The following is a 15,778-nucleotide window of genomic DNA, read 5'->3' as shown; positions in this document are numbered from 1 at the left end:
GACCGGTCACTCGGCCGTCCGGCGCAGCAGCTCCTCGCGCAGGTCCCGGCGCTGCACCTTGCCGGTGTTGGAGCGGGGGATGCCCTCGACAAGGTGCACCTGCCGGAGGTGCTCGTAGTACGGCAGCTTCGCGTTGACGAACTCGGCCAGCTCGGCGGGCTCGGCACCGCCGGGGCCGGCCACGACGAGCGCGTGCGCCACCGCCCCGCTCACCGGGTCGGGCATGTCGACCACCACACAGTCGTCGACGGCGGGGTGGCGGAACAGCACCCGTTCGATCTCCGAGGGGGACACCAGCCAGTTGTCGCACTTGAACGTGTCCTTGATCCGCTCGACCACGAAGAGGTAGCCCTCCGCGTCGACCCGTCCCACGTCACCGGTGGAGAACCAGCCCTCGGCGTCGACGTCGCGCGAGAGGTCGCGGCCCAGATAGCCCCGCATCAGCTGGGGCCCCCTAACCTGGATCTCGCCCTTGGCGTCGACGGGCAGCACCTCACGGGTGTCCACGTCGACGATCCGCACCTCGGTGCCCGGCACCAGGACGCCGGACGAGCCCGCTTTGGGCCGGTCGAAGTCGTCGAAGTGCGTGGACGGGGACGTCTCGGTGAGCCCGTAGCCCTGGAGCACGGGAATGCCGAAGTGCTGGCTCAGCGCGGAGGCCGAGGTCGGCGGCAGCGCCGAGCCGCCGGAGAGGATCGCGCGCAGCCGCGGGGCCTCGAGCTCGTTGAGGCCGGGGTCGGCGGCGAGCCGGGTGAGCCGCATCGGCAGGCTGTAGAAGTGGGTCGCCCCGTAGCGGGCGGCGGCCGTGACCGATCCGGCGATGTCGGTGCCGGACCACAGCACGTGCGTCGCACCGGCGCAGACACCGATCGTCAGATGCATCAGATGGAACGTCGGCAGGTAGTTGAAGAGCACCGACGACTCGGTGACCCGGTGCCCGTACGCGCTTTGCGCCGCGTTGACGGTGAGGTTGGAATGGCTGAGCCGGACGGCCTTCGCCGCGCCCGTGGTGCCGCTCGTGAAGTGCAGCCCGGCGATCCGCTCGGCCTCCTGGGCGTCCGTGCCCTGTTCCGGGTCCTCGGTGAACTCCGGTGCCGCGGCCATCAGTTCGGCCAGCGTGGGCACGGCGTCCGCGCTCTCGTCCAGGCTCTCGGCGCGTTCCGTCAGCACCACGTGCCGCAGCTCCGGCAGCCGGTTCCGGATGGCGGCGAGCGCCGGATAGAGCCCGGGGGAGACGATCAGAGCCCGGCACGCGGACGTGCCGAGGACGTGCAGCAGCCGCTCCTCGGTGAGCAGGGGGTTGACGACCGCGGCGACGTTGCGGGAGCGGGTGATGCCGAAGTAGCCGACGGCGAAGACGGGATCGAGCACCGCGGCGATCCCGATCACCTCGTCCGGGCCGCCCACCAGTTCGCGCAGCGCCGCGGCACACGCGCTCACCCGCGCGTCCAGCTCCGCGTAGCCGATGTCGCCCGTCGCACCGCGCAGCGCCGGCTTCCCGGGATGCCGGGCCGCCGCCCGGCTGAGCAGGCTGTCGACGCGAGGTCCGCCGAGCATCGCGGAGAGGGTGTTCAGGGGCGCGGCCCGCGTGGTGCTGTCGGCCTTGGTCACCGGTTCGGTCATGGCCATCGTGGATGTTCCTCCTCGCAACCGCCGTCAGATGCTGAGCGCGACTGTGGCCCGCGCGCTTCGGCTGCGGCTCGAGTGGCGGGCGAGTGGCGCTCTCCAGCGAGATTCCGGGCCGCGTCGAGCCACGCCACCGAGCCTGACCGGCAGATGCCGCGTGCGCCGTGGGCGCCGTACGACCGCGGTCGGGTCGCCCGACCGCGTACGACGGCGCACGAGCGCGTGCGGCCCCGCCGTACCAAGCCGACCAGAGGGAGGCCCGGATGGGCTCGGGGAAGACACCGGACACCGAGGTGCTCGTCGCGGGCGCGGGACCGGTCGGGCTGACGGCCGCCCATGAGCTGGCCCGGCGCGGGGTGCGTGTGCGGGTCGTGGACCGCGCCGAGGGACCGGCGGTCACGAGCCGGGCGACCGCCACGCACGCCCGTGCCCTCGAGGTCTACCACCAGATGGGAGTGCTGGAGGACGTGCTGCGGCTCGGCCGCCGCGTCGAGAAGTTCACGATGCACCAGCGCGGGCGGGCCCTCGCCCGGCTGGACGCCGACTTCTCCCGGCTGCCGACGCGCTTCCCCTTCACTCTGCAGATCGACCAGGTGCTGACCGAGCAGGTGCTGCGCGAGCACGTACGCGACCTCGGAGTGAAGATCGAATGGGGCGTGGGGCTCGAGCAGGTCACCTCCCACGACGACCACGCGGCCGTGACACTCAGGCGCGCGGACGGCACCGCCGAGCGGCTGACCGTACCCTGGCTGATCGGCGCGGACGGTGCGCACAGCACCGTCCGCCGAGCCCTCGGCATCGACCTCGTCGGCGAGAACAACGAGACCTGGCTGACGGCGGACGCCGTACTGGACACCGACCTGCCACCGGACAGCCTCCACTGGATGCACACCGGCAACGGCACCATCCTCATGGTTCCGTTCCCCGAGCCCGGCAAGTGGCGCCTGCTCGACACGGTGGACGTCGACCGCGCCGACGAACCCGAGGTGATCGCCGAGCGGTTCACCCAAAAGATCGCCCGCGGGACCGGCCGGGCCCTCACCGTGCGCGAGCTGACCTGGGTGTCCGTCTTCACCATCCGGCAGCGGATGATCCGCACCATGCGCTCCGGCCGCTGCTTCCTCGCCGGCGACGCCGCGCATGTGCACAGCCCCGCCTCCGGGCAGGGGATGAACACCGGCGTCCAGGACGCGCACAACCTCGCCTGGAAACTCGCCGCCGTCGTGCACGGCCACGCGGCCGAGGCGCTGCTCGACAGCTACAGCGCCGAGCGCGTGCCGGTCGGCGAGAAGCTGCTGATGTCCACGAAGACCGCCACCGGTCTCGTGGCGCTGCAGAACGCCGCCGCGCGGGCCCTCCTCCCGGCCGGCCTCGGCCTGCTCGACGCCGTCCGGCCGGTCAGGCGGAAGGTCGAACGCAAGGTGCAGCGCGTGATGTCCGGGCTCGCGCTCGCCTACCCGGACAGCCCGCTGACCTTCGCGGCACAGCGGCCCGACGGCATCGCCCCCGGCGCCCGGGTGGGCTGCACCGCGCGCACCGAGCGGGACTCGGCCGGCTGGCGCGCCCTGTGCGAGGAGTTCACCGACCCCCGCTGGGTGCTGCTGGTCCGCCCGTCCGCCGGCGCCTCTCCGGCCGGCCGGGCCGCACTCGAGCGGATCGACCGCCGCTACGGCGCGGAGGTCCGCGTCCGTACGGTCGGCGCGAGCGGCTGCGCACCGGGCCCGCACCCGCTGGCCGACCCGGACGGCGCACTGTGGCGGGGGCTGGGCGTGCCCGATCCCGGCTACGCCCTCGTCCGGCCGGACGGCTACCTCGCGGCCAAGGGCGGACTCGGCGCGGCGGACGAGCTGGAACACCTCCTGCGCCGGGTCCACCTGCTCCCCGGGGACGAGGACGCCGACGCGCATCCGGCGGGCGACGGGCCGGGCGCCGTCGTCTAGACCCCGGAACCCGACCGGCCCCGGACCGGCCCCCGACCGGCCCCGGACCAGCCCCCGACCGGGCCCGGACCAGCCCTCGACCGGGCCCGGACCGGTCGGCCCACGTCGTACCGAACAGAGCCGATCCAGGAGCGAGAGCGGAGCCGCCGTGCGCATCATCGACCTGTCCACCCCCGTCGACGCCGGCGTGTGGGAACCCAACCCCGTCGTCCACGAGGTCCTGTCCCCTGCCGAGGGTGCCCGGCACATGGCCGAGGGCATGCGGGAGAACTGGGGGATCGACTTCGACCCGGACCAGCTGCCGGACGGGGAACTGCTGTCGCTCGACACCCTGACCCTCACCACGCACACCGGAACCCATGTGGACGCCCCCTCCCACTACGGCACCCGCGCCGACTACCGCACCGGCGCCCCCCGGCACATCGACGCCATGCCGCTGGACTGGTTCGTACGGCCCGGCATGGTCCTCGATCTCACCGACGCGCCGGTCGGCGCCGTGGACGCGGACCGGCTGCGGCGCGCGTTCGACGAGGCCGGCCGGGAGCCGGCGCCGCTGGACATCGTGATGCTGCGCACCGGTGCCGACCGGCTCGCCGGCACCCCCGAGTACTTCACCGACTTCACGGGCCTCGACGGCTCCGCGACCCGGCTGCTGCTCGCCCTCGGCGTGCGCGTGATCGGCACCGACGCCTTCAGCCTCGACGCGCCCTTCGCCCACATGATCGAGAAGTTCCACGAGAGCGGGGACCACAAAGTCCTGTGGCCCGCCCACTTCGCGGGCCGGGAAAAGGAGTACTGCCAGATCGAGCGGCTGGCCAACCTGGACGCGTTGCCGGCCGCGACCGGCTTCACCGTCTCCTGCCTGCCGGTCCGTATCGTCGGGGCCGGTGCCGGCTGGGCGCGGGCCGTGGCCCTGGTCGACGAGGGATGAGCCGTCCCGCCCCCGGCCCCCGCCCCGTGGCACTCCTGCTGCCGGGACAGGGGTCGCAGTACGCGCGGATGGCCGCCGGACTGCTCCCGAGCGAGCCGGTCTTCGCCCGCGCCATGGACGAGGTGTTCACCGCGCTCGGCGACCGAGGCCGCGCCCTGCGCGTGCAGTGGCTCGCCGAGCGGCCCGAACCGCCCTGCGACGACGCGGCGTTCGCGCAGCCCCTGCTCTTCGCCGTGGACTACGCCCTGGGACGGCTCGTCCTCAGCTGGGGCATCCGGCCGGTCGCCCTGCTCGGGCACAGCGTCGGCGAGGTCGCGGCGGCCGTACTGGCCGGCGTGTTCCGCCTCGAGGACGCGGCGCGGCTGGTGGCGGACCGGGTGAGCCGGGCGGCGCGGGCCGAGGCGGGCGGCATGCTCGCCGTCGCGGCGACCGCGGCGCGGCTCGAGCCCTACCTCGGCGACGGTGTGGTGATCGGCGCGGTGAACGCGCCGCTCGCGGCCGTCCTCGCCGGGCCCGAGATCCCGCTCGCCAAGGCCGCCTGGCGGCTCGCCTCGGACGGGTTCGCCTGCCGCAGGGTGGCGTCCGCCACGGCGTTCCACAGTCCCCTGATGGAACCGGTGCTGGAGGGCGCCGAGCAGCTGATCGCCGCTGCCGGGCGCCGGGCACCGGCACTGCGGGTCCACTCCGGGTACACCGCCGTCCCGCTGAGCGCCGAGGAGGCGGTCAGTCCCGCCTACTGGGCGTACCAGCCCGCCCGGCCGGTGCTGTTCTGGCCGGCCCTGGACACCCTGCTCGCGGAAGGCGACCGGTTGTTGCTGGAGGTGGGCCCCGGGCAGGGGCTCGCCACATTCGCCCGGCGCCACAAGGCCGTCCGCACCGGCCGCAGCACGGTCGCCGCCCTCTCCCCGGCCCGGCCCGGCGGCGCCGAGGCGGACCGGCAGGCCCTGGAGAGGGCGCGCGACACGCTCCGGACCGAGGGGTACGGGCTGGACGGCTGATCCGGGCGCCAGCAGGCCCTGGGCCCCGGACCGCGGCGCGCGGTCCGGGGCCCAGGGCCGGTAAAACGGCCCTCACTCCTGGCCGGACTCGGCGAACTCCTTGAGCAGGGACAGCGTCGCCATGCTGTTGCCGCCGGCCGCCGCCCGGATGAAGTCCCGCGCCGTGGCGACCGTCGCCTCGGGTCCCAGCACCTTCGTGACCGCCGCCTCCTTGACGACGACGGTGTGCCGGGACGCGACGCGCACGCCGCCCTCGCCGGCCGCGCGCACGGTCCACTCGCCGGTGTGCGTGGCCATGAGGGACGGGGGGACGAGCTGCTTGTAGACGATGCGGTGCTCGTCCGGGAAGCACACCCGTACCGATTCGGTGCGGTGCGTGGAGCCGTCCTTGGCCAGCGTGTCCATCACCATCAGCTGCACGTCCGGCACGTCCTCGGCGAGGTCGAGCCGGGTGACGTGCGGCAGCCGCTCCGGCCACTTCTTCGCCTGGTACAGGAAGTCGTACGCCGCCTGCGCCGGCGCGTCCACGAGCACCGAGTCCTCGAAGGAGAACAGCAGTTCGCCGAGGTGCTCCCAGCCCTCCGCCAGCCCCTTGATGTTGCCGAGCTCCGTCCGGCTGTTGCGGTCGGTGGCCCGCTCCACCCACGCCACGTTCTGAGGAGTGTCGCCGACCGCCTCGAAGTCGTGTGTCAGCACCAGCCGCGCCCCGCCCCCGGGCCGCTCCGTGACCGTCCAGGTGCCGCCCATGGCGGCGACCGGGGGTGTCGAGACCTCCTGCCGGAAGGTGACGCGGTGCGCGGCCTCGTCGAGTTCACGACGCGAGGTCCAGGACTTCACCGCCTCGTTGGCGGTCGCCCAGATCCGGAGCCGCTCGGCGCCCTCCTCCAGCGCCTCCCGCTCCACGTGCACGGTCGGGCCGAAGAAGTCGGGCCAGCGCCGCGCGTCGGCGATGACGCGGTAGACCGTCCCGGCCGGAGCGTCGATGTCGATCTCGTGCGACGTGTGGTGCTTTCCGTGCGCAGCCATTCTGGCGTCCTCTCCGCGGCTCCCGGCCGCCGGCATCAGTAGATTCCCAGCCCGCCGCAGACGTTGAGCGCCTGGGCGGTGATCGAGGCGGCGTCCTCGGTCGTCAGGTAGTCCACGAGACCCGCGACCTCCTCGGGGGTCGAGTAGCGGCCGAGCGGGATCTTCGCCCTGAACTGCTCGTGCACCTTCTCCTCGGTGGTGTTCCAGGTGTCGGCGTACGCCTGCCGGACCCGCACGGCCATGGGCGTCTCCACATAGCCCGGGCAGACCGCGTTCACGGTCGTACCGGTGGGCGCCAGCTCCTTCGCCAGTGCCTTGGTGAAGCCGATGACCCCCGCCTTCGCGGCGGAGTACGGCGCACCCAGCGGAACCCCCTGTTTGCCGCCCGTCGAGGCGACGCTGATGATGCGTCCGGGACGCTCCGCGCCGATGCCGCCGTGCGCGAGCGCGGCTCGGGTCACCCGGAACACGCTGTTGAGGTTGGTCTCGATCACGTCGTCCCACAGCTCGTCGGTGATCCGGGCCGTCACCCCGCCGCCGTTGCGCCCCGCGTTGTTGACGAGCACGGTCAGCGGGCCGAACCGGTCGACGGCCGCCCGCACCAGCGCGTCCGCGGCACCCGGGTCGCGGACGTCGGCGGCGATACCGTCCGCCTCGAGCCCCTGGTCGCGCAGCGTGCCGACCGTCTCCTTCACATCGGCCTCGGTGCGGGCGCACAGGAAGATCCGGGTGCCGCGCGCGGCCAGCTTTCGTGCGACGGCCAGACCGATCCCACTGGTGCCGCCCGTCACCAGGGCGATGTCTGGGGTGGCGTCTGTGCTCATGGATTCCCTCCGGGCAGGTGTCGGTGCACGTCAGCGTCGTGCGCTCGCCTCGAGCGAGGGCGGAAGGCCGATCGAGGGGCGGGTGTGGGCACTCCCACGCCCGCTCCAGTACCTCTCGAGTCGGCGCTGTCAGGGTGACGCCAGATCATCGGCATCGAACCGAGAGGGAGGGCTCGATCACATGCCGCTCGCGGAGCACCGCACGGGCACGTACGACGACACCCAGCTCTACCTGGAGATCCAGCACTTCTACGGGAGGCAGATGCGCCACCTCGACAGCGGGGCCGTCGAGGAATGGGCCCTGACCTTCACCGAGGACGGGGTGTTCGCGGCCAACGCGCACCCCGAACCCCAGCGGGGCCGCGCGGAGATCGAGGCCGGCGCCCGCAGGGCCGCCGCGCAGCTCGCCGCCGAGGGCATCCAGCGCCGCCACTGGCTCGGCATGCTCCAGGTCGACCCGCAGGACGACGACACCGTCCTCGCCCGCACCTACGCACTGATCACCAGCACCGCACAGGGCGGACAGGCCGAGATACGGCTCAGCTGCACCTGCGACGACGTGCTGGTCCGCGAGGACGGCCGGCTGAAGGTCCGGCACCGCCAGGTCTACCGCGACGATCTGCCGACCGGGAAGGGCGAATGACCCCCATGACCACCGACACAGAGACCGGCACCGGCACGGCCGTGCCCGAAGCCGTCCTGCGGATGCGGGAACTCGCGCACAGCGCGGCCTGCGCCGCCGCGATCCGTGCCGCCGCCCGGCTCGGCGTCGCCGACGCCGTCGGGGACACCCCCGTCGCCGTCGCCGACCTCGCCCGCACCGTCGGCGCGGACGCCGACGCACTGGAGCGCCTGGTACGCGCCCTGCGGTGCTACGACATCTTCACCCTGACCGCCGACGGCCTGGTCGGCCACACGGCCTTCTCCCGGCTGCTGCGCGAGGACGCGCCCCGCGGACTGAAGTACAACGCGCTGTGGGCCACCGAGCCCTGGTCCTGGGAGGTGTGGGGCCACCTCGACGAGGCCGTACGCACGGGCAAGAGCGTCTTTCCCGGGCTGCACGCGAAGGAGTTCTTCACCTACCTGCACGAGGACGCGCCCGAGTCCTCCGCCGTCTTCGACAAGGCCATGACCCAGTCGAGCCGGCTCTCCGCCCAGGCCATCGCGGACGTGCTCGACATCGCGGACGCCGGCCGGGTCGCCGACATCGCCGGCGGCCAGGGACACGTCCTGAGCACCCTCATGGAACGCCATCCGTCGCTGCACGGCATCCTGCTCGACCTGCCGGACGTCGTGGCCGGCGCCGACCCGCGGCTGCGCGAGGGGGGTGCGCTGGCCGGCCGGGCGACCCTGGTGCCCGGCGACTGCCGCCAGGAGGTCCCCGTCGAGGCGGATGTCTACATCCTGAAGAACATCCTCGAGTGGGACGACGAGAGCACGGTGCGCACACTGCGCAACGTGGCCCGGGCGGCCCGCCCCGGCGCCCGCGTCGTCGTCATGGAGAACCTCGTCGACGGCAGCCCGGAGATGAAGTTCACCACCGCCATGGACCTGCTGCTGCTCCTCAACGTGGGCGGCAAGAAGCACACCCGCGCCGGTCTGCTCGGCCTGATCGAACAAGCCGGGCTGCGCGTGGACGGGATCCGCCCGGTCAACTCGTACCTGCACCTGGTGGAGAGCACGGTATGCGCGTCCTGATCACCGCCTACATCCCCAGTCACTTCATGCAGATCGTCCCGCTCGGCTGGGCACTTCGCGCCGCCGGGCACCAGGTCGTCGTCGCCGGCATGGCCGATGTGGTGGACGCCGCCGTCACGGCGGGCCTGCCCGCCGTACGGATCGGCACGGACGGGGGCTTCAGCGCACACGTCAGGCCCGGCCACATGAGCAAGGACGCCGCCCCGGCGAAGATCCTGACGGCGCGTGAACTCGCCGACCGCAGGCCCTGGGCGGACATGGGCCACTGGTGGCGGCTGCTCGTGCAGGACACCAGCCACCTGTTCACGGACTTCGCCCGCCGCTGGAAGCCGGACCTGGTCGTCTCCGAGATGGACTACAACGGGCTCATCACCGCGGGCCTGATCGGAGTGCCGGCGGTGTTCCACCGCTGGGGCCCGGACCTGCTCGCGCCGATGATCCACCACCACGCCACCGACGCGCTGCGGGAGTTCTGCGTCAAGGCCGGGCTGCCGGACGGCTTCCCCAGCCCCGACCTCACACTCGACCCCTGCCCGCCGGACCTCCAGTTCGCCGGCCTGCCGGCGGCCACCCCCGTCCGCTACGCCCCGTACAACGGGGTCGGGGAGATGCCCGAGTGGGCGCACGCCCCCCGCCGCGGCCCGCGCATCGTCGTCTCCCTCGGCATGCTCGGGGCACAGACCATGCGCGACGAGTGGAGCGAGGCCCTGGTCGCCTGTGTGGCGCGGGCCGTCGCCGGGCTGCGGGGCGCCGAGGTCGTACTGCCGCTGGGCACCGCCCACGCGGACCGGCTCGGCACGCTGCCGCCGTCGTTCCGGCTCGTCGACCCGGCGCCGCTCAACCTGTTCGTCGGCGACAGCGACCTGGTCATCCACCACGGCGGCGCCGGCACCTGTCTGACCACCGCCCATTTCGGTGTGCCCCAACTCGTCCTGGCCCAGCAGCATCCCGCCTACGTGGGCTGCGGCGAACGGGTCGCGGCGACCGGCAGTGGCCTCGCGCTGGACCATCACGCGGTCACCGACGACGGCCTCGCCGTCGGCGCGGCGATCGACGCCCTGCTCGGTGACGCGCGCTACCGGCTGTGCGCGGCCGAGGTGGCGGCCGGCATGGCCCGGCTGCCCTCCGTCAACGACACGGTGGCCCGGCTGGAGGAACTCCCGGGCCGCTGAGCGGCCCGCCGCGGTGAGGGAACAACTAGTGCGCGAGGAGCAGATCCCCTTGTCAGTCGTCAGTGACGGTCGTCCCCCCGAGCAGTCGCCCGCCGCGGAACCTGTGGCCATCGTCGGCATGGCCTGTCGGCTGCCCGGAGACATCAACACCCCGGACGAGTTCTGGGAGTTCATCCTCGCCGGCAAGGATGCCGTCGGCGAGATCCCGCCCGCCCGCTGGGCGGCGTACGAGCAGCGGGGGCCCGAGTACGCGCGAGCCGTGCGCCGCACCACCGCACGCGGCGGGTTCCTCACCCGCCCGCAGGGCTTCGACGCCGAGTTCTTCGGCATCACGCCACGCGAGGCGGAACTGATGGACCCGCAGCAGCGCATCGTGCTGGAACTCTCCTGGGAGGCTCTGGAGCACGCGGGCATCGCGCCGCACACGCTCGCGGGCCGCGACGCCGCCGTGTACATGGGCGTCGGCTCCGACGACTACGGGCGCCGGCTGCTGGAGGACCTGCCGCGGATCGAGGGCTGGACCGGCATCGGCGCCTCCTTGTGCGCCGTCGCCAACCGGGTTTCGTACACCCTCGACCTGCGCGGCCCCAGTGTCTCCCTGGACACCGCGTGCTCCTCGTCGCTGGCCGCCGTCCATCTCGGCTGCGCGGCGCTGCGGGCCGGCGAGACCGGCCTCGCCCTCGTCGGCGGGGTCAACGTGATCGCGGCTCCGGGCCTGTCCATGGTGCTCGACGCGGCCGGCGCCACCTCGCCCGGCGGCCGTTCCCGGCCCTTCGACGCCGACGCCGACGGGTACGGGCGCGGCGAGGGCGCGGGGATCGTCGTACTGAAACGCCTGTCCGACGCGCACCGGGACGGCGACCGCGTCCTCGCCGTGATCCGGGGCAGCGCCGTCTCCCAGGACGGGCGGACCAACGGGATCATGGCGCCCAACGGCGAGGCCCAGCAGGAGGTGGCCCGGCTCGCCCTGGGGCGGGCCGGTGTCTCCCCGGCGAGCGTCGACTACATCGAGGCGCACGGCACCGGCACCCGGGCCGGCGACCCCATCGAGGCCGCCGCCCTGAGCGCCGTGTTCGGGGCCGGCCGGGCACCGGACCGGCCGGGGCTGATCGGCTCCGTCAAGAGCAACATCGGTCACCTGGAGGCCGGCGCCGGCATCGCCGGTGTCATCAAGACCGTCCTCGCCCTGACGCACGGGGAGATACCCCCGCAGGCAGGCTTCCTGACCCCCAACCCGGCCATCCCCTGGGCCGATTCGGGGCTGCGCGTCGCCGCGCACCGCACCCCGTGGCCCGACGGCGACCACCCGCGCCGGGCCGGCGTCTCCGCCTTCGGCTACGGCGGCACGGTCGCCCACGTGCTCCTCGAGGAGGCGCCCCCAAACGGCGGCACGTCCAAGTCCCCCGGCGGCGCCCGGGACACCGCACCCCCTTCCACGGCCCAGCTGTACCCGGTCTCCGGCGCGTCCGCGGCAGCGGTGCGCGCGTACGCCGGCCGCCTCGCCGACACGGTGGACCGGGACGGCGGAGCCGCCGAACTCGCCGATCTGCGGCACACCTTGTGGCACGGGCGGACCCATCTCGCCCACCGGGCCGCCGTGGTCGCCAAGGACGCCGCGTCCCTGCGCTACGAACTGCGCAAGCTCGCCGCGGGTCAGCCCGCCGCCGGAACCGTCACCGGCAGCGCCCCGCTCACCGGACCCGCCGACGCCGTCTGGGTGTTCTCCGGACACGGCGCCCAGTGGAGCGGCATGGGTCGCGAACTGCTCACCGAGGAACCGGCGTTCGCCGCCGTCATCGACGAGATCGAGCCGGTCTTCCAGGAAGAGCTCGGCTTCTCCCCGAGAGCGGCGCTGCTGGACGGCGACCACGGGGGCGTCGACCGCGTCCAGGCGCTGCTGTTCGCGGTGCAGACGGGCATCGCCGCCGTGTGGCACGCCCAGGGCCTCGCTCCCGCCGCCGTGATCGGTCACTCCGTCGGAGAGGTGGCCGCGGCCGTGGAGGCGGGCGTGTTCGGCCTCGCCGACGGCGCCCGCCTCATCTGCCGGCGCTCCGCGCAGGTCGGGAAGGCCGCGGGCGGCGGCGCCATGGCCATGGTGCCGCTGCCCTTCGACACCGTACGCGCGATGCTCGCGGACGACGGCGATGTCGTCGCGGCCATCCAGTCCTCGCCCGGGTCCACCGTGGTGGCCGGCACACCCGACGCGGTCCGGGCCTTCGGCGAACGCTGCGCCGAACAGGGCACGCCGGTCCGGCCGGTCGCCTCCGACGTCGCGTTCCACAGCCCGCAGATGGACCCGCTGCTGCCCGGCCTGCGGCGCGCCCTCGGGGACCTTTCACCGTCCGCGCCCAGGCTCACGGTCTACCCCACGGCGCTGGACGACCCGCGCGCCGATCCGCCGCGCGACGCCGAGTACTGGGCGGCCAACCTGCGCAATCCGGTACGGCTCGCGGATGCCGTCACCGCCGCGGTCGAGGACGGCCACCGCCTCTTCCTGGAGGTGTCCGCCCACCCCGTGGTGTCACACTCCATCGGCGAGACGCTGGAGAGCCTGAACGCGACGGACGGCTTCGTCACCGGCTCGCTGCGCCGCGACCGGCCCGAGCGGGCCACGCTGCTGGGCTCCCTCGGGGCGCTGCACTGCCACGGCTGCCGGGTCGGCCTCACCGCGCAGGGCACCGCAGGCTCCCGGGTCGAACTGCCCGGCGTCGTATGGCAGCACCGCGACCACTGGCGTGAACTCCCGGCCGACGACGCCTGGCGCGCCCAGGGGCACGACGCCGGCACGGGCACGCTCCTCGGATCGCCGGTCGACGTGGCGGACGCCGCCCCGCTGCGGGTCTGGCGCACCGTCCTCGACCTCGACAACCGGCCCTACCCCGGGCGGCATCCGGTGCGCGGCGTCGAGATCGTGCCCGCCACCGTGCTGCTGCGCACCCTGCTCGTCGCCGGCGCCGCCGGAAGTCTGTGCGACGTCGCCTTCCTCACCCCGCTCACCCCGGCCGCACCGCGGGAGGTGCAGGTCCTCGTACGGGACGGGGCGGCGTCCATCGTGTCCCGGCCGTACGACGCCGGCGCCGAGCCGTCCGCCACCGGCGCCGCCTGGCAGACCCACACCACCGCGCTGGCCGGCGGGCCCCCCGCCGCCCGGCCGGACCTCGACCTGGGCGCCGTTCGCGCGCGCTGCACACGCGCACTGCCCCCGGGGGCCGCCGCCGAACGGCTGCGCACGACCGGCATCACCGACACCGGCTTCGCCTGGGAGACACCGGAACTGGCCGTGGCGCCCGGTGAACTCCTCGCCCGGATCAGGGTCGTCGACGTGTCCGGCGGATCGGGGACGTCCAGGGTGTCCGCCACCTCCGGCGCGGACGCGTCCGCCGGCGACTGGCCCGCCGTGCTCGACGCGGCCCTGTCGGTGGCGCCGATGGTCTTCGACGGCGAACCCGGCCTGCGCCTCGTCTCCCGGCTCGCCGGACTCGCGCTGACCGCCCCGCCGCCCGAGCGGCCGCTCGTCCACGTCAAGGTCACGGCGGGCGAGGAGACGTGTGTCGACATCGTCGTCACCGACGACGAGGGCCGCGTCGCGGGGTGCCTCACGGGCCTGCGCTACGCCGCACTCGACGGCGCCCCCTCGTCCGCCGGTCTCGGCCCTGGCACCCTGGTGCACCGGATGGACTGGCGGCCGGTCACCCGCGCCGCACGGTCCGCGCCGCCGCGCACGCTGGTCGTCGTCGGCGACGGAATTGGTACCGGCGCGCAATGGGCACGACAGGCCGAGGCGGCGGACACCCGCCATGTCCTGCTGGCCGGTGTGGAGGAACTCGGCGCCCTGGTCGCGGACTTGGACGACCGTGACGCCGTACTGCTCTGGACGGGCGCGGACGAGTCCGGCGATGCCGGCCTGACCGACCCCGGCCTGACCGACCCCGGCCGGACCGACCCCGGCCGGACCGACCCCGGCCGGACCGACCCCGGCCGGACCGACCCCGGCCGGACCGACCCCGGCCCGACCGACGCCGACCGGGCCGAGGAGCGGGCGTGGACCCTCGTGCGTGCCGCGCAGATCCTCGCCGGCGCGGGCCGGCTGCGCCTGCCCAAGCTGTGGCTGGGCACGGTGGGGCTCCGCGAGGGCGCGGGAAGCCGGGCGCTGTGGCAGGCCCCGCTGTGGGGCCTCGGCCAGATCGTCGGAGGCGAACACCCCGAGTTCTGGGGCGGCATCGTCGACCTCGACCCCAGCGGCCCCGACGCCGAGGCGGGCGCCGCCACGCTCCTCGACGTGCTGGGCGGCGGGGGTCCCGCCGAGGTCTTCGCCCCCCGGGCCGGTGAACTGCTCGCGGCCCGGCTCGTCCCGGCCGACGACGCGCCCGGGCGGGCCCCCCTGGTGTGCCGGCCGGACGCCACCTACCTGATCACCGGGGGCCTCGGAGTCCTCGGACGGTACGTCGCCGAGTGGCTGGTCGCCCGTGGCGCCCGCCGCCTGGTCCTGGCCGGCCGGACGGCCCTGCCGCCCCGCAGCACCTGGGACACGGTGACCGACCCGGCGTGGCGCGAGCGGATCACCGCGGTCCGCGCCCTGGAGGCGCGCGGCGTCACCGTGCGCACCGTGGCCGTGGATGTCGCCGACGCCGCGCGGCTCGCCGCCGTGCTCGACACCGACGCGCTGGGGCTGCCCCCCATCAGGGGTGTCGTGCACGCGGCAGGCGTCCTGGACAACCGGCTCCTCGGCGGTCTCACCCGCGACTCGCTGCACGCGGTCATGCGCCCCAAGGCCGTCGGCGCGCTGGTGCTGGACCAGCTCTTCCCGCCCGGCAGCGTCGACTTCATCGCGCTGTTCTCCTCCGTGGGGCAGCTGCTCGGTCTCACCGGCCAGGCGAGCTACGCGGCGGCCAACGGGTTCCTCGACGGTCTCGCGCGGCGGCGCGCCGCCGCGGGCCACGACGACATGCTCAGCCTCTGCTGGACCTCCTGGCGCGGCGCCGGCATGGCCGTCAACGACGTCGTGGACGAGGAACTGCGCAACGTGGGTGTCAGCGACATCTCGGCCGAGGAGGCGTTCTGGGCGTGGGACCAGGCATCCCGGTACCGGTATCCCCAGGTCGCCGTCTTCCGGACGCTGCCCGACGCCGACGGGACGGTACGGCTGCCCGTGCTCCGCGAGCTCGACTTCGGCGCGGCGTCCACCGAGGCCGCCGCCGCACCGGACGACATCGCCACGACCCTCGCGGCCGTCACCGCGGAGGAACGCCGCGCCTGGATGCTGGGCGAGGTCGGCGCGCAGGTCGTCGCCGAGACCCGGACGGACGCGGAGCACCTCGACGTCAACCGTCCCTTGACGGCTCTGGGCGTCGACTCGGTGATCACCCTGGCGATCCGCAACCGGCTGGAGAGGCGCCTCGGGCTGAGCCTGCCGGCGACCCTGCTGTGGCAGCTGCCCACCGTGAGCGCGATCAGTGACCACCTCCTCGACCTGCTCCTGCCGCCCGGGGCGACGGACGGCGACCCGGTCCCGGCACCCGCGGGGACTTCCACAGCGGACAGCAGAGGGTGAGGCGGCACGGAC

At 74.2% G+C, this 15,778-nt stretch carries 10 protein-coding genes; 7 read left to right on the top strand and 3 right to left on the bottom strand.

The features are described 5' to 3' along the window. Positions 1–6 precede the first annotated feature (6 nt). Complete coding sequence (locus GHR20_RS13675; protein WP_153813321.1) at positions 7–1,629, bottom strand: class I adenylate-forming enzyme family protein; 1,623 nt, start codon at positions 1,627–1,629, stop codon at positions 7–9. Positions 1,630–1,889: 260 nt separating this feature from the next. Between GHR20_RS13675 and GHR20_RS13670 the strand changes: the two genes are divergently transcribed. The 3 genes from GHR20_RS13670 to GHR20_RS13660 all read left to right on the top strand — a co-directional run bounded on the left by GHR20_RS13670 (position 1,890) and on the right by GHR20_RS13660 (position 5,495). Continuing rightward, complete coding sequence (locus GHR20_RS13670; RefSeq protein WP_153813320.1) at positions 1,890–3,566, top strand: FAD-dependent oxidoreductase; 1,677 nt, start codon at positions 1,890–1,892, stop codon at positions 3,564–3,566. Between the two features lie 148 nt (positions 3,567–3,714). Then, a complete protein-coding gene (locus tag GHR20_RS13665) occupies positions 3,715–4,497 on the top strand; it encodes a cyclase family protein (protein WP_153813319.1) in 783 nt (260 codons plus the stop codon). Continuing rightward, entirely contained in the window at positions 4,494–5,495 is a 1,002-nt protein-coding gene (locus tag GHR20_RS13660; RefSeq protein ID WP_153813318.1) for an acyltransferase domain-containing protein, read from the top strand. Before GHR20_RS13665 ends, GHR20_RS13660 begins: the two co-directional genes overlap by 4 nt. 72 nt (positions 5,496–5,567) lie before the next feature. On the opposite strand, the gene GHR20_RS13655 is transcribed toward GHR20_RS13660, so the two are convergent. Continuing rightward, positions 5,568–6,521, bottom strand: a complete 954-nt coding sequence (locus GHR20_RS13655) for an aromatase/cyclase (RefSeq protein ID WP_153813317.1) — start codon at positions 6,519–6,521, stop codon at positions 5,568–5,570. 35 nt (positions 6,522–6,556) lie between these two features. Further along, the gene (gene fabG, locus GHR20_RS13650) at positions 6,557–7,345 is read right to left on the bottom strand and encodes a 3-oxoacyl-ACP reductase FabG (protein WP_111586540.1); all 789 of its coding nucleotides are present in this window, start codon (positions 7,343–7,345) and stop codon (positions 6,557–6,559) included. 181 nt (positions 7,346–7,526) lie between these two features. Between fabG and GHR20_RS13645 the strand changes: the two genes are divergently transcribed. The 4 genes from GHR20_RS13645 to GHR20_RS13630 are packed head-to-tail and all read left to right on the top strand — an operon-like array spanning position 7,527 to position 15,766. Then, positions 7,527–7,988, top strand: coding sequence for a nuclear transport factor 2 family protein (locus GHR20_RS13645; protein WP_148026695.1), 462 nt, complete (start codon positions 7,527–7,529; stop codon positions 7,986–7,988). Further along, entirely contained in the window at positions 7,985–9,043 is a 1,059-nt protein-coding gene (locus tag GHR20_RS13640; protein ID WP_153813316.1) for a methyltransferase, read from the top strand. Before GHR20_RS13645 ends, GHR20_RS13640 begins: the two co-directional genes overlap by 4 nt. Continuing rightward, entirely contained in the window at positions 9,031–10,215 is a 1,185-nt protein-coding gene (locus tag GHR20_RS13635; protein ID WP_153813315.1) for a nucleotide disphospho-sugar-binding domain-containing protein, read from the top strand. Before GHR20_RS13640 ends, GHR20_RS13635 begins: the two co-directional genes overlap by 13 nt. A 49-nt stretch (positions 10,216–10,264) precedes the next feature. Then, positions 10,265–15,766 carry a type I polyketide synthase gene (locus GHR20_RS13630; protein ID WP_208446847.1) on the top strand — a complete coding sequence of 1,834 codons (5,502 nt, stop codon included), beginning with the start codon at positions 10,265–10,267 and terminating at the stop codon, positions 15,764–15,766. The last annotated feature ends 12 nt before the right edge of the window (positions 15,767–15,778 follow it).

This window comes from Streptomyces sp. SUK 48, from assembly GCF_009650765.1.
In the GTDB taxonomy this organism is placed as follows: Bacteria; Actinomycetota; Actinomycetes; order Streptomycetales; family Streptomycetaceae; genus Streptomyces.
The sequence above is the reverse complement of the archived record's forward strand: the minus strand, read 5'-3'. Positions and strand labels throughout refer to the sequence as shown.

Coding starts and splice junctions, on each gene's coding strand:
- fabG (WP_111586540.1), bottom strand. CDS start 7,345: ATGAGCACAGACGCCACCCCAGACATCGCCCTGGTGACGGGCGGCACC.
- GHR20_RS13640 (WP_153813316.1), top strand. CDS start 7,985: ATGACCCCCATGACCACCGACACAGAGACCGGCACCGGCACGGCCGTG.
- GHR20_RS13675 (WP_153813321.1), bottom strand. CDS start 1,629: ATGGCCATGACCGAACCGGTGACCAAGGCCGACAGCACCACGCGGGCC.
- GHR20_RS13670 (WP_153813320.1), top strand. CDS start 1,890: ATGGGCTCGGGGAAGACACCGGACACCGAGGTGCTCGTCGCGGGCGCG.
- GHR20_RS13660 (WP_153813318.1), top strand. CDS start 4,494: ATGAGCCGTCCCGCCCCCGGCCCCCGCCCCGTGGCACTCCTGCTGCCG.
- GHR20_RS13655 (WP_153813317.1), bottom strand. CDS start 6,521: ATGGCTGCGCACGGAAAGCACCACACGTCGCACGAGATCGACATCGAC.
- GHR20_RS13635 (WP_153813315.1), top strand. CDS start 9,031: ATGCGCGTCCTGATCACCGCCTACATCCCCAGTCACTTCATGCAGATC.
- GHR20_RS13645 (WP_148026695.1), top strand. CDS start 7,527: ATGCCGCTCGCGGAGCACCGCACGGGCACGTACGACGACACCCAGCTC.